The organism is Laspinema sp. D2d (genome assembly GCF_025370755.1).
In the GTDB taxonomy this organism is placed as follows: Bacteria; Cyanobacteriota; Cyanobacteriia; order Cyanobacteriales; family Laspinemataceae; genus Laspinema.
In genome coordinates, this window is sequence record NZ_JAMXFC010000014.1 from 1 (window position 1) to 19354 (window position 19354).

At 48.0% G+C, this 19354-nt stretch carries 17 protein-coding genes and 1 tRNA gene; 13 read left to right on the plus strand and 5 right to left on the minus strand.

Annotation, left to right across the window (positions count from 1 at the left end; translation table 11 throughout):
* On the minus strand, positions 1 to 324 hold a 324-nt coding region (locus NG796_RS11460), incomplete at its 3' end, for a transposase (RefSeq protein WP_261206806.1).
* Between the two features lie 237 nt (positions 325 to 561).
* Here NG796_RS11460 and NG796_RS11465 point away from each other — a divergent pair.
* The 4 genes from NG796_RS11465 (at position 562) to NG796_RS11480 (ending at position 2747) form a co-directional block, all read left to right on the plus strand.
* Entirely contained in the window at positions 562 to 1317 is a 756-nt protein-coding gene (locus NG796_RS11465; protein ID WP_261206808.1) for an IS1 family transposase, read from the plus strand.
* A 56-nt stretch (positions 1318 to 1373) separates the two neighbouring features.
* A complete protein-coding gene (locus tag NG796_RS11470) occupies positions 1374 to 2033 on the plus strand; it encodes a hypothetical protein (protein WP_261206809.1) in 660 nt (219 codons plus the stop codon).
* Positions 2034 to 2048: 15 nt separating this feature from the next.
* A complete protein-coding gene (locus NG796_RS11475; protein WP_261206810.1) occupies positions 2049 to 2435 on the plus strand; it encodes a hypothetical protein in 387 nt (128 codons plus the stop codon).
* 99 nt (positions 2436 to 2534) lie between these two features.
* A complete protein-coding gene (locus tag NG796_RS11480; RefSeq protein ID WP_261206812.1) occupies positions 2535 to 2747 on the plus strand; it encodes a type II toxin-antitoxin system HicB family antitoxin in 213 nt (70 codons plus the stop codon).
* A gap of 155 nt (positions 2748 to 2902) precedes the next feature.
* Here the strand turns inward: NG796_RS11480 and NG796_RS11485 are convergent, their stop codons facing one another.
* The 3 genes from NG796_RS11485 to NG796_RS11495 form a co-directional block, all read right to left on the minus strand.
* The gene (locus NG796_RS11485) at positions 2903 to 4741 is read right to left on the minus strand and encodes a ribonuclease J (protein WP_261206814.1); all 1839 of its coding nucleotides are present in this window, start codon (positions 4739 to 4741) and stop codon (positions 2903 to 2905) included.
* Between the two features lie 119 nt (positions 4742 to 4860).
* On the minus strand, positions 4861 to 5745 hold the full coding sequence (dapA, locus tag NG796_RS11490) for a 4-hydroxy-tetrahydrodipicolinate synthase (RefSeq protein ID WP_261206816.1): 885 nt from the start codon (positions 5743 to 5745) through the stop codon (positions 4861 to 4863).
* A gap of 431 nt (positions 5746 to 6176) precedes the next feature.
* Positions 6177 to 7217 carry an aspartate-semialdehyde dehydrogenase gene (locus NG796_RS11495; RefSeq protein WP_261206817.1) on the minus strand — a complete coding sequence of 347 codons (1041 nt, stop codon included), beginning with the start codon at positions 7215 to 7217 and terminating at the stop codon, positions 6177 to 6179.
* A 903-nt stretch (positions 7218 to 8120) separates the two neighbouring features.
* Between NG796_RS11495 and tig the strand changes: the two genes are divergently transcribed.
* From tig to NG796_RS11525, 6 genes are all read left to right on the plus strand, one after another.
* A complete protein-coding gene (tig, locus tag NG796_RS11500) occupies positions 8121 to 9560 on the plus strand; it encodes a trigger factor (RefSeq protein WP_261206819.1) in 1440 nt (479 codons plus the stop codon).
* A gap of 267 nt (positions 9561 to 9827) precedes the next feature.
* Positions 9828 to 10517 carry an ATP-dependent Clp endopeptidase proteolytic subunit ClpP gene (clpP, locus tag NG796_RS11505; protein WP_261206820.1) on the plus strand — a complete coding sequence of 230 codons (690 nt, stop codon included), beginning with the start codon at positions 9828 to 9830 and terminating at the stop codon, positions 10515 to 10517.
* Positions 10518 to 10527: 10 nt separating this feature from the next.
* Positions 10528 to 11868: an ATP-dependent protease ATP-binding subunit ClpX gene (gene clpX / locus NG796_RS11510; protein ID WP_261206822.1), complete on the plus strand. Its 1341-nt coding sequence runs from the start codon at positions 10528 to 10530 to the stop codon at positions 11866 to 11868.
* Between the two features lie 123 nt (positions 11869 to 11991).
* Positions 11992 to 12852, plus strand: coding sequence for an alpha/beta fold hydrolase (locus tag NG796_RS11515; RefSeq protein WP_261206824.1), 861 nt, complete (start codon positions 11992 to 11994; stop codon positions 12850 to 12852).
* A gap of 413 nt (positions 12853 to 13265) precedes the next feature.
* Entirely contained in the window at positions 13266 to 14606 is a 1341-nt protein-coding gene (locus NG796_RS11520) for an inorganic phosphate transporter (RefSeq protein WP_261206825.1), read from the plus strand.
* Between the two features lie 575 nt (positions 14607 to 15181).
* On the plus strand, positions 15182 to 17017 hold the full coding sequence (locus NG796_RS11525; RefSeq protein ID WP_261206827.1) for a DMT family transporter: 1836 nt from the start codon (positions 15182 to 15184) through the stop codon (positions 17015 to 17017).
* 105 nt (positions 17018 to 17122) lie between these two features.
* Here NG796_RS11525 and NG796_RS11530 read toward each other — a convergent pair.
* Positions 17123 to 17209 (minus strand) — tRNA-Ser (locus NG796_RS11530).
* 266 nt (positions 17210 to 17475) lie between these two features.
* Between NG796_RS11530 and NG796_RS11535 the strand changes: the two genes are divergently transcribed.
* Genes NG796_RS11535 through NG796_RS11545 form a run of 3 tightly spaced genes read left to right on the plus strand, consistent with a single transcriptional unit; the run spans position 17476 to position 19265 of the window.
* The gene (locus tag NG796_RS11535; RefSeq protein ID WP_261199638.1) at positions 17476 to 17844 is read left to right on the plus strand and encodes a 2Fe-2S iron-sulfur cluster-binding protein; all 369 of its coding nucleotides are present in this window, start codon (positions 17476 to 17478) and stop codon (positions 17842 to 17844) included.
* 21 nt (positions 17845 to 17865) lie between these two features.
* A complete protein-coding gene (locus tag NG796_RS11540; protein ID WP_261206830.1) occupies positions 17866 to 18384 on the plus strand; it encodes a thermonuclease family protein in 519 nt (172 codons plus the stop codon).
* A gap of 53 nt (positions 18385 to 18437) precedes the next feature.
* Positions 18438 to 19265, plus strand: a complete 828-nt coding sequence (locus NG796_RS11545; protein WP_261206832.1) for an inositol monophosphatase family protein — start codon at positions 18438 to 18440, stop codon at positions 19263 to 19265.
* The last annotated feature ends 89 nt before the right edge of the window (positions 19266 to 19354 follow it).

The following is a 19354-nucleotide window of genomic DNA, read 5'->3' on the forward strand; positions in this document are numbered from 1 at the left end:
TGAGGGGTCGAATGGCGCTTCATTCTGATAACTATTTCGTCCAATAAAATACTGTAAATAAGGATTTTCTTGGATTTTTTCAACTGTTTCTCGGTCACTGATGCCCAATTTTTCTTTGATGATTAAAGCAGCCAGTGCCATCCGAAAAGATTTGGCTGGTGCCCCCATTTCTTCAGAAAAATTCTCGGCATATTCTGACTCAAATTCGGACCACGGAATTAGCTTCGACAGAACAATCCACCGATTTTCTTCACACAGCTGGCCCTCAAAAGGAAGTTCAAAGGCTTCTTCTGGCCCCAGGGCGTTTTGTGATTTTCGATACATTTTCCCTTCACCGATGCACAACAATTTCCAATTTTACCTCTTTTTCCGGTTGTTTTGGCCCAGGTAAAACTTCTGAAAGCCTTGAATAGTCAGCGTTTCGCTTTTTTTCAGCAAGCCCTAATTACCTTTTAATAAGCCAATTTTATTAGGGTTATTTAAAATTAAAATATTTCCAGGGAAGGTAAAATGTTAAATTAGGGCCAGGAATTTTAGAGGAATTAAGACCTGAAAAATTTAATGGATTCTCAACCCAACCAGAAATTTATTGATGTTGACAACTCTAAACCAGCCTGTCCTAAGTGTGGTTCTCATAATATTCGTAAAAATGGTCATATTCATAATGGTAAGCAAAATCATCAATGTAAAGATTGTGGACGACAGTTTGTTGAAGGAAACACCAAAAAATATATTTCTAATTTCCTACAAAATCTAGTTGATAAACTCTTACTTGAAAAAATACCTTTGGCTGGTATATGTAGAGTCCTTGGAGTTTCAGGAACTTGGCTTCAAGAATACGTGAACGCCAAGTATGTCAAGGTTCCTAGAGAACTTAACGTATCAGCTAAAGCCCCAGGAAAGCTCATCATTCAATGTGATGAACTTTGGTCTTATGTTCAAAAAAAAGAAAATCAACAATGGGTTTGGCTGGCTCTAGATTTAAATACCCGAGAAATTGTTGGATGTTATGTAGGAGATCGCAGTAAAAACTCAGCGCAAAAGTTGTGGGATTCTTTACCGCCTGTTTATCGCCAATGTGCTGTTTGCTATACCGATTTTTGGCAAGCAGACGAATGTGTATTGCCTAAAAAGCGGCATAAATCTGTGAGTAAAAGTAGCGGAAAAACTAGCCATATTGAACGATTTAATAATACGTTGAGGCAGCGAATCTCTCGGCTAGTTAGAAAAACTTTATCTTTTTCTAAAAAATTAGAAAATCATATTGGAGCCTTATGGTATTTTATTCATCATTATAACGAATCATTACATATTTAGGACTACCAGAATCTCAAGGTTGGCCAATGGATTGGACCGAACTAAACCGCTAAAACATGAAGAAAAATTTTGGGGAGTTAATCTATTCGAGTTTTATAGAAAGTCAGGGGGTTCTGATTGGCTTTGTAGGGATTTTTCTCACGCTTATAAGCGCTCGCTTCCCCTTCAAAACGCAGATTCCACTTGATATGGTGATTGTGATCGCCTTTTTTATGCTATTGTTGGTCGTCACCCTGAGTAGAGCCAGTTATCAAAGTTTTAAGACTGCTCAAGAAGCGAGTTATCAAAGTTTTAAGACGGCTCAAGAATTGAGCCAACTTCAAGCCAGTTATCAAAGTTTTAAGACTGCTCAAGAATTGAGCCAGCTTCATAATTCAGTGATTCCTAAAATGTTATATGTTAGCAAAGAGACAAGTTCACCAGCCCCTTTTCAACTCAGATGCTTGCTCGGAAATTCCGCTCTTTTTTCTAATGATACTTGTATTTCTTTTTACTACACCGATGATGAGGGCTTTGAAAGGTTAATCGGAATGGGAGTGGTACTCACCGTACAAGATGATGGTAAAGTCCAGGCTTTATTGGATATTCCCATATTGGGGTATCAGGAGATTTTAGAGAAATTAGGAAACAACGATCCAAAATTTATTAGCCGGACAGTCGTTAAGCCGAATATTACTCGAAATATGATGCTAGAGTATTTCTTTAACTTAGAATAATAACCAGGAGCAAAAATGGAAAAAAACCCAGAGGTGTTCAATCTCCAAAATCGGATATTTCCTGCGTTGGTTGCTCAAGTCATTAATCCTTCACAACTTGTCATCAATAGAGGCTCGCTCCATGGTGTAAAAGTAGGGCAAAGGATGCTAATCTATCGGACGGGCGACCAAGAGATAAAGGATCCGGAGAGTGGCGAGTCCCTTGGATATCTAGAACTGGTGAAAGGAACTGGAAAAGTGATTCATGTACAAGAAAAAATTTGTACAATCGAATCGGATAAAAAAAAGGCTCCTAGACGAATCATAAAAAATTCCTGGGGATTCCCAGAAGAAGATATAATTGAAGGTGAAGCCCTACCTTTTGACCAACCGGAAGTTGGAGATTTGGTTAAACCGATTTAAGGACAAGGATTGTGGCAGGGGCGATCGCATCTGGATGACCTCCGGCGATCGACTCTTTTCTATGGGGTAGTGATTCAGAAGCAACGCAAAAGGTCAATCATGATGCTACGGTATGAAATTATCATGTATTGGAGTCAGGAGGACAAGGCATTTATTGCGGAAGTGCCGGAATTACCGGGTTGTGCGGCTGATGGTGCAACCTATCAGGAAGCGTTGAGCAATGTAGAAGTAGTTATGCAGGAGTGGATGGAGACGGCGCAGGCATTAGGGCGTCCGATTCCGGAACCGAAAGGACGTTTTATGTTGGCTTAAGTGGGGTAGGACATGGCGATGCTATATCCCTACGGGTAACTGGTATAAGGAAAGTTATATATCAAAACCCCTGTGTACGAATCCAACAAATTAGCCCGCACAGGCGGGCTTGGTTTGTATAGCCCCAGGCTCAAGCCTGGGGTCTGTTTCTTAGTCTATGATGCCACTTTCGCAGTCGATCGCGTGCGTCGGCGTCCGGTGGTAGCCGGTTGTTCTTGTACCGTGGGCGGTTCTTGGGGATTTTGCATCAAGAACACCAGCAACGGATTACTTTGCAGTTCCCGGCGTAACATCCGCTGGATATCTCGCTCAAGCTGATTTTGTAGTCCCGTCCAGTCAACTTCTGGGGTACCATCTTCAAGGGTGCGAGAGAATTCAGACCAGCGATCGCTCAGAACCCCTTCAATGGTTTGACTAATCCATTTTTTCAGCAGATTTGGCTCAATGGATGACACCACCCCGCGCAAGTGAGTCGCTGTATCAGCCGCCAGTTTGCCATCCCAACCGATCGCCGCTGCAATGGTAACCACTCCATCCGCTGCCAACTGTTGGCGTTCTTTTAGCACGTCATCCTTAACCACTCCCGAACGAGAAGCATCCACCAGTTCAATCCCCGAGGGTACTTGGTCGATGACGCCGATACTCTCCGTCGTCAATCCAACCATATCGCCATTATTGATAATCACCATATTTTCGGCGGGAATTCCCATACTTTGTGCGACCTTTGCGTGCTGCACAAGCATTCGATGTTCGCCGTGGAACGGTAGGAAGAACTTCGGACGAGTTAAGGCAATCATCAGCTTATGCTCTTCTTGGCAACCATGACCCGAGACATGAATTCCTTGATTCCGTCCGTAGATGACGTTTGCACCTTGTATCATTAATTTATCAATTGTGTTCACCACGGCGATTGTATTGCCGGGAATCGGATTCGCTGAGAATACAACTGTATCTCCCTTGCGGATTTTGATTTTCCGGTGTTCACCGTTGGCAATCCTTGTGAGAGCTGACATCGGCTCACCTTGAGAGCCTGTGGTCAAAATCAGGACCTTTTCATCGGGTAGGGAGCGAATGGCGTGCAAGGGTTGGAACAAACTATCTTCGCACTTAATATATCCCAGGTTGCGGGCGTGGGCGATGACATTGAGCATCGATCGCCCTACAACTGCGACGGTACGTCCTTGTTTCTTAGCCAAGTCTAAAATAATATTCAGTCGATGCACCGACGAGGCAAAGGTGGTGACTAGGATGCGACCCTCTGCCTGAGAAAAGACGCGATCAAGATTTGGATATACCGATCGCTCCGATGGAGTATAGCCAGGGACTTCGGCATTGGTAGAATCACTAATCAGGCAGAGGATCCCTTTCTCCCCATATTCCGCCAGTCGTTGCAAGTCAAAATGTTCGCCATCAACGGGGGTATGGTCGATTTTGAAGTCGCCGGTGTGGATCACAATGCCGACGGGGGTATGAATCGCCACGGTGAAGCTATCCGCCATCGAGTGGGTATTGCGAATATATTCGACGACAAAATGTTTACCAAAGCGGACCACATCCCGAGGGGAAACGCTTCTGAGTTCGGTGCGATCGCTGACTCCAGCTTCTTCTAACTTGCCTTCCAGCAAGCTCATTGCCAACCGGGGACCATAAATCACCGGGATATCAAACTGTTTTAAATGAAAGGCAATCCCGCCAATGTGGTCTTCATGACCATGAGTAACGACCATGCCTTTGATTTTATCGCGATTTTCCCGGAGGTAGGTCATATCGGGGAGGACGATGTTCACCCCATGCATCCCATCCGTGGGGAAGGCTAAACCGGCATCGACGAGGATGATTTCGTCCTCAAACTCAAAGACGCAAGTATTTTTGCCGATTTCATGGAGTCCACCCAAGGGAATAATTTTCAACGTGGGTGTGGATCCCTTGGATGTCGATCCATTTTTACTCACGGTTTTCTTTTCCTTCGCTAGTGTAATGGGGCTGTTAGTCATTTTTCTGTGTTCTCTTTTATGGTTGATTGGTTATCGAGAGTTGGTCAGGTTGTCAGGAAACAAAGATTGGAATTTATAACCGACGACAAAAAGTGCAACGGTATTTTTTTGAGCTAGAGTTACAGCAAATTAAGTTGCTGCATCACAACCTCTAAGCCTTGTTTGACGTCCTCTGATGCTTCGCACAGCGGGGGCCGAGTCGATCCGACGTCCCACCCTTGAAGGTTTAAGCCACACTTGAGGGGAATGGGATTGGTGGTAGTAAATAGGGCTTTGAATAAGGGTAAAAGCTTGAGGTGAAGCTGGGTGGCTTCTTGGGTTTTCCCGGTTTGGTATGCCTGAATCATGGATTGGAGGGTCTCTCCTACCAGATGGGAGGCCACGCTGACCACTCCGGCAGCCCCGATCGCCAGCAGGGGTAAGGTTAAAGAATCATCCCCAGAATAAATTTGAAAGTCTGGGGGAGTCAGGCTTCTAACCAAGCTGGCTTGGTCTAAGCTGCCGCTGGCTTCTTTAATCGCTGTGATGTTGGGAATCTCAGCTAGACGGGCGACGGTTTCCGGGAGTAGATTTTGGCCGGTGCGTCCGGGAATGTTATAGAGCATGATGGGCAAATCTGGGCAGCTTTGCGCGATCGCCTTAAAGTGCCGATATAACCCTTCTTGGGGGGGTTTGTTGTAATAAGGAACAACTTGCAGCGAGCCATCTAACCCTAGGGTAGCAGCTTTTTGAGTCGCTGCGATCGCCTCCCGGGTAGAATTCGATCCAGTACCCGCAATCACTTTGCCTCGACTCCCTACAGCCTTTTTCACCACCTGGAATAGTTCATACTCTTCCTCCCAGGTTAGGGTCGGTGATTCTCCCGTTGTGCCACAAACAAGCACCGCATCAGTCCCATGTTCGACTAAATGAGCGGCCAGCTTTTCTGTAACATCATAGTTCACGCTACCGTCTGCATGAAACGGTGTAATCATTGCGGTGACAACTCGTCCGAAATTCACCACGCTCTCCTTAATTATTTATCGATTGTGTATTCAGGTTATTGATCAATCGGGTCGCGATCGCGCTGTTTGGAGGAGTCTTTCCCCCAAGGAGTAGACACTCCGACCCTCGGTCAAACGGTAAAATGTGAACGCTAACCGATGGAACTCAATCTCCCATCTGTCATTGTGGATGCTGTTCCACCCGCCTTACGTCTTATCCATCGGTGCAGCGTAGATCAAGCAAGTCCTGGGAGGCGATCGCCATTTAAGACGAACCGTTAAAAGCCCAGACTCACCAAGGGGTATCAACTGAGCCTCATTTGCGACTTTAAAGCAACGAACTCCCTTCGGGCGATCGCCCCAGTCCAGGATTACCCCATCCAATACAACATCAGTGCTAACCTCGAACCGTGACTCCGAGTCAGCTTCCCGATGACATTCATCCGGGTATTCTAAACAGAGACCGCCGCTGCCGGTCGAATCCAATTTCGAGCCACCAACAATTCAGCAATTTGGACCGCATTTAACGCGGCCCCCTTGCGAATTTGATCGCCACTCAGCCAGAGTTCCAACCCATTGGGTCCCGAAATATCCTGGCGGATCCGACCTACCAACACTTCATCGCGCCCCGTCGCCTCCATTGGCATCGGGAAATAATTCGCCTGCCAGTCTTCCACCAACTTAACTCCAGGAGCGGCAGCTAAAATTTCCCGAGCCTTCACGACGCTAAAAGGCTGGGCAAATTCTAAATTCAAAGCCTCCGAATGCGCTCGCAGCACAGGTACTCGCACACAAGTCGGACTAATTCTAATGTCAGGATCCCCAAATATTTTGCGGGTTTCATTGACCATTTTCATTTCTTCCTCGCAATACCCTTGGTCATTCAGGGCCGAATTGTGGGGGAACAAATTAAACGCCAAAGGATAGGGGAAAATATCGGTTTGCGGGGTCTGACCTTGCAAAATGGCCCGGGCTTGGTCTTTCATTTCTTCCATTGCCCTGGCACCGGCACCGCTGGCCGATTGGTAAGTGGCTGCCACAATCCGCTGTACGGGCTGAACTTGATGCAGGGGCCATACCGCCACCGCCATCAAAATGGTCGTGCAATTGGGATTGGCAATAATGCCTTGATGGTGCGCTGCGGCCTCTGGGTTCACTTCCGGAACCACCAGGGGGACATTCGGATCCATACGAAAGGCACTGGAGTTATCCACCACCACGGCACCAGCGGCGATCGCTTTGGAAGCCCAAGCCTTAGAAGTGGAGCCACCGGCTGAAGCTAAGACCACATCCACGTTCTTAAACGAACTTTCTTCGACCACTTCCACAGGAATTTCTTCCCCTCGGAAGGTCAAGGTTTTTCCCGCCGATCGCGGGGAAGCCAACAGCTTTAAATCGGACATTGGAAAGGAGCGAGAGTCCAATAACTCTAACAACTCAGTCCCCACGGCACCCGTTGCGCCGAGAATGGCTACTTTATAAGATTTCGACAAATGACAGTCCTCCAAACAGGTTGAGATATAAGTCTTGAGTAATAATAGAGGCGATTCAAATACGTCTTAAATAGATATCAGGTGTTTTCCTTAGATCAGTTTTTAAAGGGCCTAGGCAGTGAGCCGCCCTGGGGAATTCCTTTCCCTGTCTCTGTCTCCAGAGTCTGGCCTAGCATTGATAACGGGTCTCAAACCCCTACTTTATCCTGAACAGATGGGATAGTTTATTTAAGGATAACAATGTATTTATTGCAGATTGGAAACCAAAAGTCAATAAAGAATAGGCTTTAGTGAAATAACGGTTATCTTATTATACTCATGATTGGCTGAAAATTTTTGAAATTCCTGCGCGATCGCCCCCGAGCAGATTTTAAGGAGCGTAGGGGCTAGACCCTGGGGACGGCTTCAGATCAAGCCCATACCCTCATTCTAGGGAGGGAAGTCCCACTCATCCCATCCAACCGGCCCTCTTCATGATTAGGGGACTGGATATCTGGAGTTTGGGTCCAGGGTGGGTAACGCTTCAAAACAGCGATCGCCTAGAAAAAATTACTCGGGCACTTTTTTTGGTAAAATTTTAGATTCTCCCTAAAATAGCTGCATAGACCGTTGTGAAAGGGAGAACATTCCCTAGACCCGGGGTTTTTTATGCCAAGGCGATCGCCCTTAACGCCCTGGATCAGCTAGGATCTATAGTTGCAGCAAAGATAGCCTTGGGCTTGACCGAGTTGCCCGATCCTGAGCGCGATGGCCGCAAGACTTACCCCCTGGTCAGTGGGCCTACCTTGGGCCAAGGTCCAGTCATCAGACCAGGAGGAAATCCCTTCTGCTCAACGGAATCAGGACAGTAAACCGCCCAAAAGATCAATCGAGAATTAACAGAATTTGTCGAAGAGAACGCCGATGAAAGTTACCCAGGAAAAGCTTCCCGCCAGCAAACTTGGTCTGGAAATTGAAGTGACCCCCGATATGTCTCAGAAAGCCTACGAACAGGTGATTCAGCAATTTAGCCGTCAGGCTAGCATTCCTGGGTTTCGGAAAGGAAAAGTACCGCGCTCAGTGTTGGTACAGCGCATGGGAACTTCCCGGATCAAAGCCGCAGCAGTCGAGGATTTAATTCAAAATTGTCTGGAAAAAGTCGTCAAGGATGAAGAGATTCCGGCCTTGGGGAATTTTCAATTAATCTCCTCTTTTGATGAATTAGTCACCCAGTATGAACCGGGAGAACCCCTGGTCTTTTCAGTTTCCGTGGATGTCCCCCCGGAAGTCTCCTTAAGCGATTACACGGGACTATCAATTAGAGCCGAAGAAGTTAAATATGATCCGGCAGAAGTTGATCAGTTTTTAGAGGAACGTCGTAAAGAGCAAGCGACCTTAATTCCCGTAGAGGAAAGAGCCGCCCAAGCCGAGGATGTTGCGATCGTTGATTATGTCGGAAAAATCATCAACGAAGCGGGTGGGGAACCCCAACCGCTCCCGGGTGGAGAAGCGGAAAACTTTCAAATTGAACTCAGTGAAGGCCGGTTTATCAAGGGCTTCGTTGAGGGAATTATTGGGTTAAAAGTGGGGGAAACGAAAGAGTTAAACGTTCCCTTTCCTGAAGATTATCCCAACGAGGATTTAGCCGGAAAGGAAGCGATTTTTACGATTACGGTGAAAGAACTCAAAGAAAAAGAGTTGCCGGAATTAGATGATGATTTCGCCCAAGCTGTGAGCGAGTATCAAACCTTGGCGGAACTGCGCGAGTCATTGGAGAAGCAGTATCAGGAGAAAGCCGATCGCGAAACCAAAGCCAATAAACACGAAGCCTTAGTTACTGCGATCGAAAAAATTGTGGAAGTAGAAATTCCCGAAACTTTAATTGATCGCGAATTGGATAATATCTTGCAACAATCCATGATGCAGCTTGCTAATTACGGAATTGATGTCAAGAAATTGTACACCAAGGACACCGTAGCCGCCCTGCGGAAGCAATCTCAACCCGAGGCGATCGAAAACTTGCGGAAATCCTTTGCTTTGAAAGAAGTGGCTGCTCGCGAGTCCCTCTCCGTTACCCCAGAGGAAGTCAATGCGCGGATTGAAGAACTCAAGGACCGCTTACCCCCCGATGTCGATCGCGATCGATTAACCTCGGCCCTCGAATCGGAAATGCTCAAAGAAAAAGCCCTCGACTGGCTGGAAGAACGAGCTAATATTGAGCTATTACCCGCCGGAACCCTAGAAGCAGAAGCCGCAGCGACCGCAGCAACCGCCGCCGCAGAGGCAGCAGAAGCCGAACTCGCAAAAGGGGAAGAAAGTGCTGGGGAAGTGGTCCCAGTTGAAGCAACCGACTCCCCCGAATAAACCCATCTGACCCAGGGTTCGAGAAGAGACCCCAAGGGCGATCGCCTGCCGCAAGTACCGGGAACCCAAAGAAATCTCCCCATCAATTTCCGATGTGGCTCTAAAGAAAAATCCAATTTGTGCATTTTTCTCGAAATTTCTGCCCGTCCTCGGTGCGCTGCGGCATAATATAGACAGAGCAAAGACTATAATGGCGTAAAAACCAAAAAAAAATTTGCTTGATATCTACTCCCTCGAAAAGCTGACCCTGGCATGAACTCAGATCGGATGCTTATATCTCAAACTCCTTATTATCCAATCTCTGGCTCCAAGAGCCTAGAGATTGCCTCCAGCAGCCAGAACGTTATCCCAATGGTGGTGGAACAATCCGGGATGGGGGAACGCGGGTTTGACCTTTATTCGCGCTTACTCCGGGAAAGAATCGTGTTTCTGGGGACCCCAGTTGATGACAACGTTGCTGACTTAATCGTGGCGCAGATGCTCTTTTTAGATGCAGAAGACCCGGAAAAGGATATTCAGCTCTATATCAACTCCCCGGGTGGCTCAGTCACCGCAGGAATGGCGATTTACGATACCATGCAACAGATTCGCCCGGATGTGGCGACCATCTGTTATGGCTTGGCTGCCAGTATGGGAGCATTTTTGCTCACCGCAGGCACCAAAGGCAAACGGATGTCACTGCCTTCTTCCCGGATTATGATTCACCAACCTCTCGGTGGTGCTCAGGGACAAGCGGTTGATATTGAGATCCAAGCCAAGGAAATTCTTTATCATAAACGTCAGTTAAATGAAATGCTGGCTTTTCATACCGGACAACCCCTAGAGCGAATTGAAGCCGACACCGATCGCGATTTCTTTATGTCGGCAGAAGAGTCCAGAGCTTATGGTCTAATTGACCAGGTTATTACCAAGCAGGGTCTTCCGAAATCGGGAGAGGCTGTTACCGCACAAAAGTAAGAGGCCGTCTATGTCTAAGTACGACTCCCATCTAAAATGTTCCTTTTGTGGCAAATCTCAGGAGCAAGTACGCAAATTAATCGCAGGTCCGGGAGTCTATATTTGCGATGAATGCGTAGACCTGTGCAATGAAATTTTAGATGAGGAGCTATTTGACTCCAATGCCGCAGCACCTCAACCCGTACCCCGCACGGAACAACCCCAAAAGCGGCGCACTAGAGCCGCAAATATCTCGCTGAATCAAATGCCTAAACCGCGCGAGATCAAAAAACATCTCGATGAGCACGTAATTGGTCAAGATGAAGCCAAAAAAGTGCTTTCTGTCGCGGTTTATAACCATTACAAGCGCCTGAGCTACACCCAAGCAAAGGCCAGCGGGAAAATTGGGAGTGAGGATCCAGTCGAACTGCAAAAGTCTAACATTCTGCTCATTGGGCCTACGGGTTGCGGAAAGACCTTATTGGCTCAAACCTTAGCAGATGTTCTGGAGGTTCCCTTTGCGGTTGCAGATGCGACCACCCTCACGGAAGCTGGGTACGTCGGCGAAGATGTGGAAAATATCTTGTTGCGATTGCTTCAAGTCGCCGATCTCGACGTAGAAGAAGCCCAACGCGGCATCATCTATATCGATGAAATCGACAAAATCGCCCGCAAGAGTGAAAACCCATCGATTACCCGAGATGTGTCCGGTGAAGGGGTCCAACAAGCTCTGCTGAAGATGCTAGAAGGAACCGTCGCCAATGTCCCCCCGCAAGGAGGACGCAAACACCCCTATCAAGATTGCATCCAGATTGACACGAGCAATATTCTGTTTATATGTGGTGGAGCCTTTGTGGGTCTGGAAAAGGTGGTGGAACAGCGCACGGGTAAAAAGTCAATGGGCTTTATTCAACCCGGAGATGCGCAGTCGAAGGAAAAACGCACGGCAGATATTCTCAAGAATTTACAGCCCGATGATTTGGTGAAATTTGGGATGATTCCTGAATTCATCGGTCGGATTCCGGTGCTGGCTGTGGTTGATCCCCTCGATGAAGATGCCCTCACGGAAATCTTAACGGAACCCAAAAATGCGCTGGTGAAGCAGTATCAAAAATTACTGCGGATGGATAACGTGAGTCTGGAGTTCAAACCCGATGCCATTCGGGCGATCGCCCAGGAAGCGTACCGCCGGAAAACTGGAGCCAGAGCACTGCGCGGGATTGTGGAGGAATTAATGCTCGATGTGATGTACGAGTTGCCATCCCGTAAGGATGTGACTCGCTGCACCATTACCCGAGAGATGGTCGAGAAACGCTCAACAGCGGAACTGATTGTTCATCCCTCCTCCTTACCGAAACCAGAATCTGCTTAACACCGGGCTCAATTGAAGATCGGGGGTGAAGAATGAACAATGGTGAATTTTCGGATGGGGCCATTCAAACTTTACCCTTGACCCTTCAGATGCGCTCATCTCATCATCAATAATTTTATCAGGATGCCCTACATTGAAGTTCGCGGGGTCGAACACTATTACGAGTGGGTCGGCACCCCAGTTCCTACTGGAAAAAAGCCAGTTTTGGTGTTTCTTCATGGCTGGGCGGGTTCGGCTCGGTACTGGGAAAGTACCGCATCTGCCCTAGCCGATCGCTTCGATTGTTTGCTGTACGATATGCGTGGCTTCGGGCGATCGCGCTTACCCCTAGAACCCCTCGCCTTAGACTACGAGTTAGAAACTTACGCCGATGATTTGGCGTTATTGTTAGATGCCTTAGGGTTGCAACGGGTCTATCTGAATGCTCATTCAGTGGGCGCTTCCGTGGCGACTCTGTTTCTCAACCGCTATGGCGATCGCGTCATCAAAGCAATCCTCACCTGTAGCGGCGTCTTTGAATATGACGAAAAAGCCTTCACCGCTTTCCATACTTGGGGAGGTCAAGTGGTCAAATATCGACCCTCTTGGCTGGCAAAAATTCCCTTGATGGATCAGGTGTTCATGGCAAGATTTTTATATCGTCCCATCTCCCCTGCTGCTAGACGGGCATTTTTAGAAGATTATCTGATGGCTGACTATGAGGCTGCCCTCAATACAATTTTTACCTCCGTCAGCAAGAAAGCCTCAGAAGTGATGCCGATTGAATTTGCTCAGTTACAAGTGCCGGTGCTATTGATTGCCGGAGAATACGATAAAATTATTCCGGCTCACATGGGACGACAGGCTGCCTCATTTAATCAGCAGTTCGTCCAGTTTATCCAAATGGCAAATACGGCCCATTTTCCCATGTTAGAAGATGCGCCAACCTATTTGGAACTGGTTAGAGAGTTTTTGGAAACCGGCCCTGCCTTAGCAGAAGTTTAGGGGTTTACTTGTCCCCGTAGCTAAAGAAACCCAGTTTCTTTTATCGAGGGGATGGGACGAGGCAAAAATTATCGTAGAAATCCGGTTTCTTGTACCCGTAGCTAGAGAGACCGGGGTTTTTTTATTAATTTATAGGATGAGGCAAAAGTCATCCCATCAACCCAGTTTCTGATACCTGGAAGTAGAAAAATTGGGCTTTATGGGTTTTACAATTCCATGAATAATCAGACTAAATTTACCTTCTCCACAACCAAATTTAATCTAATTAAGCTATAAATAAAAAATAATTTCACTTTTAAAATAATCAATCAATTGTCAATTCATTCTATCTTAGACTAGAATCAAAATTAATTGTTAATATTTCGGGTTGAAACCCATTTAACAAGTGCAAAATTAAGCTTTTAACTTATTACATGACTGCACTACTAGCCCTTTTAGCCTTTTATGTGGCGGCGAACCTAGGGGCAAACGACGTCGCGAACTCGATGGGGACCTCCGTCGGGTCCAAAGCGCTGACCCTGCGACAGGCACTGATCATTGCAGGGATATTAGAATTTACCGGGGCCGTCCTGTTTGGGCAAGAAGTGTCCCAAACTCTAGCCACCAGCGTTTTGGAACCCAGTGTGTTTGCCCATGCCCCACACTTACTCCTGACGGGCATGATTTGTGTGATGGTTACCTGTGGAATCTGGCTACAGGTGGCAACCTCTCAGGGGTGGCCCGTGGCCTCGTCTCATGCCATTATTGGGGCGATCGCTGGATTTAGTATTGTTGCGGTGGGATTAGATGCGGTGGATTGGTCTACCATTCGGCTAATTTCCATCAGTTGGCTGCTCACTCCCGCCATTAGCGCCCTAATTGCCGCTACAGTTTATAGTTTCGTCAAGCGGTGGATTTTAGAACACCCAGAACCGTTAAAACAGTTAGACCAATGGATTCCGTGGTTGAGTAGTCTGCTGTTGGGCGTCTTCGGAATTATCGTGCTTCCCAAGGTCCTGCATCCCCTCAATGTGTGGATTGGGACTCAGTTTGGGATTGTCCTCCCTCCCCAGGATTTACCCCTGTTGGTGGGGGGGATGGCGGTAGTTGGACTCACCCTGGTTGAGTGGCGTCACCTAAAACAGGGGCAGGGGGAAAATTGGCAAGAACTGGAGAAAAATTTAGAGCAAGACTTAGAGGAAGAGTTGGCGCAAGAGACCGATTTAGAGACGGAAAAAGCCATCAACTCGACAGTGTACTCTTCCCCGATTGAAAAGCAACTGGCGCGGTTTCAAGTGCTGAGTGCCTGTTTTGTGGCGTTTGCCCACGGATCCAATGATGTCGGGAATGCCGTTGCTCCCTTAGCAGCGATCGCCTATATTCGCCGCACCGGATCCGTTCCCCTAGATGATTTCAGCGTTCCTCTGTGGATTTTGATATTGGGGGGTGCAGGCATCGTGACAGGGTTGGGAATATGGGGTAAAAAAGTAATAGTCACCGTGGGCGAAAATATTATTGCCCTCAAACCCAGTGGTGGATTCTGTGCAGAACTCGCCACGGCAACTACGGTATTAATTGCCTCCCGCTTTGGTTTGCCCGTTTCCACCTCTCATTCCTTAGTCGGGGGTGTCATTGGTATTGGATTGATCCAAAATCCTAAATCCATTCGCTTGGAAACCCTGCGCGGAATATTTCTCGCCTGGATTATTACGGTTCCCATCGCAGCTCTTTTAGGAGCCGGTCTGTTTAGTATCGTGCGCTTGATTGCGGAGTAAGCCTCAATCTGGTGCTCGGGACAAATCCTGCCTCCCGTTGAATTAAGAGGGTGAGAAAACCGGCTTTGGGATAAGGCGATCGCCCGAGGGCAGCACCCATCTGGGTCCAAAAATTTGGGGAGAAAAGTCAAGAATTGATGGGTTAAGCGCTCCCAGCAAAACCCATCCCTCGGGACTGACCGTACCCCTTCCGTAACGGAATTTTCCGAGCTTGATAGACTTGTGGCGATCGCCCCCTAGAAGCAACCCCCGTAGAATTGCGGAATAATTTTCTTTTTATAACAAATTAATTGTTGAGTTTTTTAACAGAATTGGAGCATTTGATGGAAAATTTAACCCACCTTCGATAGAATCATTCAAAACCTGTGCCTCTGCCTACTCATTTAGATTAGAATGTCAAGCTGAAGGGAATTTTTCAGTTTGACATTTGGATTGAGTCAAGCAACGGCTACGATGCAGGATTCGCTTAAGCGAATCAATTAATTTTCAACCCAACCCATCAGCAAAAATACAGGAGTGCCAAGCGAGCAGCGATTAGTTTGGTTTACGATCGATAAGCTAGAGGTAACAGAATAATGGGGCAACTGGACAATCAACCGGAAAACTCGACAAGCAGTAACACTAAAGAAATCGAAACCCTTCTGAGTTCCATGACCCAGGAGCTTCGAGATATTCAGCAAAATATAGTCGTTCAGTTGGCTCGGGACATGGCACGACTGCAAGCGGAACAATCCCGCCTGACTGCGGATATTCAAAAGCTGCAAAATCAACAGCAGCAAATACAATCGCGGCAAATGCAGGGGGGACCGGGACGGCAAAACCAGCAGCAGTGGACAAAACAACTCGCGCAAGTCATGGCGTCCCAACTGCAACAAGAATTGAGTGAGCGGTTGAAGGAAATCATGGTGGCTCCACCGCCCCCGTCCCAGTCCTTAACGGCGATCGACCCCAATATTGGACTCTCGCCGCAGCAGACGGGAAACTTGAATGAAAATGCCTATCGGTTGTTGGCATCTTTAGATACGACCCTGAACACCACCTTTAAAAATCTGCAACAGGAACTGAGCAGCTATCAAAGCTCGTTGTCCCAGCAACTGGGGCGGATGCACTCGTTGCAGCAACAAGGGGAAGTGATTTTAGAAACCTTGGTCGATCGCCTGATTGACCAATTGCAGGAAGAAGCGAGCAACGTTCAGACCACCGCAGAGATTGTCACCAACCGTAGACAAGGACTGCCCGTGGGGACGCCTCCTAACCGAGGCGATCGCCCAGAAGGGACCGGAACTCAAAGCGATCGAATTGCGGCAGAAAAAGCAGCGATCGCAGAACCCCGGCCCGCTCCCCCAGCCACCCCAGTCCCCGGCCCTCCTGTTGAAAGTAATGTCTTTTTAACCGGGTTAATCCTGGCCTTGCTGTCCTCGATTACCATTTCTTTCCAGAACATCATCACCCGGGTGATTCTCAGTCCTCAAGACCTCTTTGGAATGTGGCAAGGACAAATCCTCTCTCCTGGAGCCGGAAATTCCCTATTAATTTTAGGGATGCGGATGCTATTCGTGGTGCCGCTCATGGGCTTTATTCTCGCTCCAATTTTGTATCCCAATACCTGGCGGGATATCAAACAACTAGGAAATCCTGAAAAACGGGGTTCCCTCTGGATCGTCATTGGCAGTGGCTTGTTTCTGTTTATGTCCCAGTTTTTTATCTATATTGCGCTGGGAAATATTCCAACTGGGGTGGCGATTACGTTGTTCTTTATTTTCCCACCCGTCACGGCAGTGTTGGCATGGATCATGTTTGGTGCCAAACCGAGCTTTATCTTTGTTTTAGCCACCATAACCATTTACCTAGGATGCTTCCTGACGGTTTCTGGTCGGCTTACCGGAGGTGCACCAGATGGGAATTTGGGTTTAGGAATTGGGACGGCGATCGCCTCGGGGTTAACCTTTGCTGGTTATGTGATTTTGACCCAACTCAGTGCCAGAAAGCTGAAATTGCATCCGGCACCCTTTAGCGTCATTAACTTTTCCGTGATTTTAATGTTGGCGATTCCCTTCGTCATCTTTGGTTCAGGGCAAGGCAACTTCTTTACCTGGAATGTTGTAGAAGAAAATTGGACCCAGTTATGGATTGGCAGTATGGCTCTAGCAGCTACAACCCTGATTGGTTACGCCTTGAATAACTTTGCGATTCCGATGATTGGTGCCCCTTTAGCCTCGGTAGTAGCGGCAACAGGTCCTGGGTTGACCAGTTTAATGGCTCTGCTATTTATTGGGGAAGGACTTGGGCTCAATGAGTGGCTCGGGGTGTTCATTGTGACCCTGTGGGTGCTCGGAATTAGCGTGGATAACATGACTAAGCAAAAGAAACCGGCCCCTGCGGCCCCTGCTCCTGCCAAACAAGGAGCCTAAAGCGGGTTCAAAAGAACTCAAAGACTCTCAAACGGGGAAAAAAGAAAACCAGCGATCGCCTGATCGCTGGTTTTCTTTTTTGTTTGAATGTCCGTTCTATCAGAACGGAGAGGGAGGGATTCGAACCCTCGTTAAAGTTACCCCTAAACAGCATTTCCAGTGCTGCGCCTTCAACCGCTCGGCCACCTCTCCAGAGAACTGGGGTTTGAGCAAATTTATACCCACAAGAATCATATCCTAGCAGAACCCATTCGGTTTTGCAAACCCTTTTAGGAAAAAAATTTTTTATCCTGGAATTCAGCCCAGGTTCGAGGGGGGAAAATACCCAAGGGGTAACGGTTTGGGAAATTCAGTGGCGATCGCCAAGCCGATGAGTCAGTAGATCCCGAGGTCAAAGATAGCGTAACCTAAGCGTTAGATCCTTTGGTCGAATCCGGAATTTATCACCGAGCCACACCATGACCCGTTCTTATCGCATCACCATCCACAATCGTCAGAATGGCAGCCGCCAAACCGTTGAAGTCCCCGAAGACCGCTATATCCTGCAACATTGTGAAAACAAAGGGGTTGACCTGCCGTTTTCCTGTCGGAATGGGGCTTGTACCACCTGTGCCGTGCGCGTCCTATCCGGAGAACTCCATCAACCGGAGGCAATGGGACTCTCGCCCGCCCTACGCGATCGCGGATATGCCCTGTTGTGTGTCAGCTATCCCCGTTCCGATTTAGAAGTAGAAACCCAAGATGAAGATGAAGTCTACTACCTGCAATTTGGGCGCTACTTTGGCAAAGGCAAGGTCCGGTTTGGACTGCCCTTAGACGAGGACTAAACTCGATGGGGAGCAGGATCTATGAAAATTTTCGGTTGTCCGGTATCCTGGATCGGACTTCTGTTCCTGGTTAGCTGTTCGGTCCCGGTTCCTTCCGCACAGGTAGAAGTCAGGGTTGAGCGGGTGCTCAATGGCAATACCTTAGAAGTGCGGGACCTGAGCGAATCCGGCTCTACCCGGAAGCAAGTCCGGTTAATTGGCATTGAGGCCCCGGATTTGCAGCAAACTCCTTGGGGAAATGCAGCCAAACAGCAACTCGAACGGCTGATTGACGGGCAGACCCTGTTATTAGAATGGGATATAGAGACGGAAGACGGTGCTGCTCACCAATGGGCTTATCTCTGGCGCGATGGGAAACTGGTCAATGAAGAACTCATTGCTGAAGGATATGTTTTAGCGGCAGTGCGATCGCCCAACATTAAATATGAGCGCCGGTTTGCTCAGGCGCAAGAAAAGGCCAGAATTATGGGACAGGGAATTTGGGATTCTCAAACCCCCTTGCGCGTGCATCCCAGTGACTTTCGTCAGAACCGGCCCTAAATCCTGAGTTCAAATTCTTCTGCTCAATGCTCAACTGTCAATTTTAAAATTTCATGAGTCATACCCCCGAACAACTCCAAATCTTTCTCGATATTGCCACCGAAGCGGCCCTTGATGCCGGGGCGATCGTTCAATCCTACTGGGGGAACTTAAACGCGATCGAAGAAAAAGGACGACCCGGGGATCTCGTCACTGCCGCAGATAAAGCTTCTGAGAAAGCGATTTTAGCTGTACTCAGAAGGCACGTTCCTGAACATGGCATCCTTGCGGAAGAAAGCGGCAAACTGGGAGATAGTAGCAGCCAGTATTTGTGGGCGATCGACCCCTTGGATGGCACCACTAATTTTGCTCATCAATATCCCCCCTTTGGCGTCTCGATCGGATTATTGATTGATGGCATCCCCGAAGTGGGCGTTGTGTTTGACCCCTTCCATAACGAATTATTTCGGGCAGCGAAGGGACTAGGAGCCACCCGGAATCGGCAACCCATTCGCGTTTCTGAAACTGCCGAATTGCGCAATAGCTTATTAGTGACGGGGTTTGCCTACGATCGCCGGGAAACCCCCGATAATAACTATGCTGAATTTTGTCATCTAACTCATCTCACCCAAGGGGTTCGCCGCAGCGGATCGGCTTCCATTGACCTCTGTTACGTCAGTTGTGGGCGGTTGGATGGATATTGGGAACGGGGGCTCTCTCCCTGGGATTTGGCGGCGGGAGTCGTGATTTTATCGGAAGCGGGAGGAAAAATCACCGCCTACGATGGCAGTCCCTGGGAAATTGAATCAGGACGAATTTTAGCCACCAATGGGAAACTGCACGAGAGTCTGAGTCAGGAACTCCTCCAGGTTACCCCTTTAGAACGGTGGGCGAATTCCTGATTTTAGGGGAACAGTCTCAGTTGTGGGGGCCAAAAATCAACGCACACCTAGGGTATCCATGCCGAATGGTGATAGCGATCGCCCTGCAA

What these genes read in the sequence shown, in the direction of transcription:
- NG796_RS11465 (WP_261206808.1), top strand. Translation starts at nt 562, where the DNA reads ATGGATTCTCAACCCAACCAGAAATTTATTGATGTTGACAACTCTAAA.
- NG796_RS11470 (WP_261206809.1), top strand. Translation starts at nt 1,374, where the DNA reads ATGAAGAAAAATTTTGGGGAGTTAATCTATTCGAGTTTTATAGAAAGT.
- NG796_RS11475 (WP_261206810.1), top strand. Translation starts at nt 2,049, where the DNA reads ATGGAAAAAAACCCAGAGGTGTTCAATCTCCAAAATCGGATATTTCCT.
- NG796_RS11480 (WP_261206812.1), top strand. Translation starts at nt 2,535, where the DNA reads ATGATGCTACGGTATGAAATTATCATGTATTGGAGTCAGGAGGACAAG.
- NG796_RS11485 (WP_261206814.1), bottom strand. Translation starts at nt 4,741, where the DNA reads ATGACTAACAGCCCCATTACACTAGCGAAGGAAAAGAAAACCGTGAGT.
- tig (WP_261206819.1), top strand. Translation starts at nt 8,121, where the DNA reads ATGAAAGTTACCCAGGAAAAGCTTCCCGCCAGCAAACTTGGTCTGGAA.
- clpP (WP_261206820.1), top strand. Translation starts at nt 9,828, where the DNA reads ATGCTTATATCTCAAACTCCTTATTATCCAATCTCTGGCTCCAAGAGC.
- clpX (WP_261206822.1), top strand. Translation starts at nt 10,528, where the DNA reads ATGTCTAAGTACGACTCCCATCTAAAATGTTCCTTTTGTGGCAAATCT.
- NG796_RS11515 (WP_261206824.1), top strand. Translation starts at nt 11,992, where the DNA reads ATGCCCTACATTGAAGTTCGCGGGGTCGAACACTATTACGAGTGGGTC.
- NG796_RS11520 (WP_261206825.1), top strand. Translation starts at nt 13,266, where the DNA reads ATGACTGCACTACTAGCCCTTTTAGCCTTTTATGTGGCGGCGAACCTA.
- NG796_RS11525 (WP_261206827.1), top strand. Translation starts at nt 15,182, where the DNA reads ATGGGGCAACTGGACAATCAACCGGAAAACTCGACAAGCAGTAACACT.
- NG796_RS11535 (WP_261199638.1), top strand. Translation starts at nt 17,476, where the DNA reads ATGACCCGTTCTTATCGCATCACCATCCACAATCGTCAGAATGGCAGC.
- NG796_RS11540 (WP_261206830.1), top strand. Translation starts at nt 17,866, where the DNA reads ATGAAAATTTTCGGTTGTCCGGTATCCTGGATCGGACTTCTGTTCCTG.
- NG796_RS11545 (WP_261206832.1), top strand. Translation starts at nt 18,438, where the DNA reads ATGAGTCATACCCCCGAACAACTCCAAATCTTTCTCGATATTGCCACC.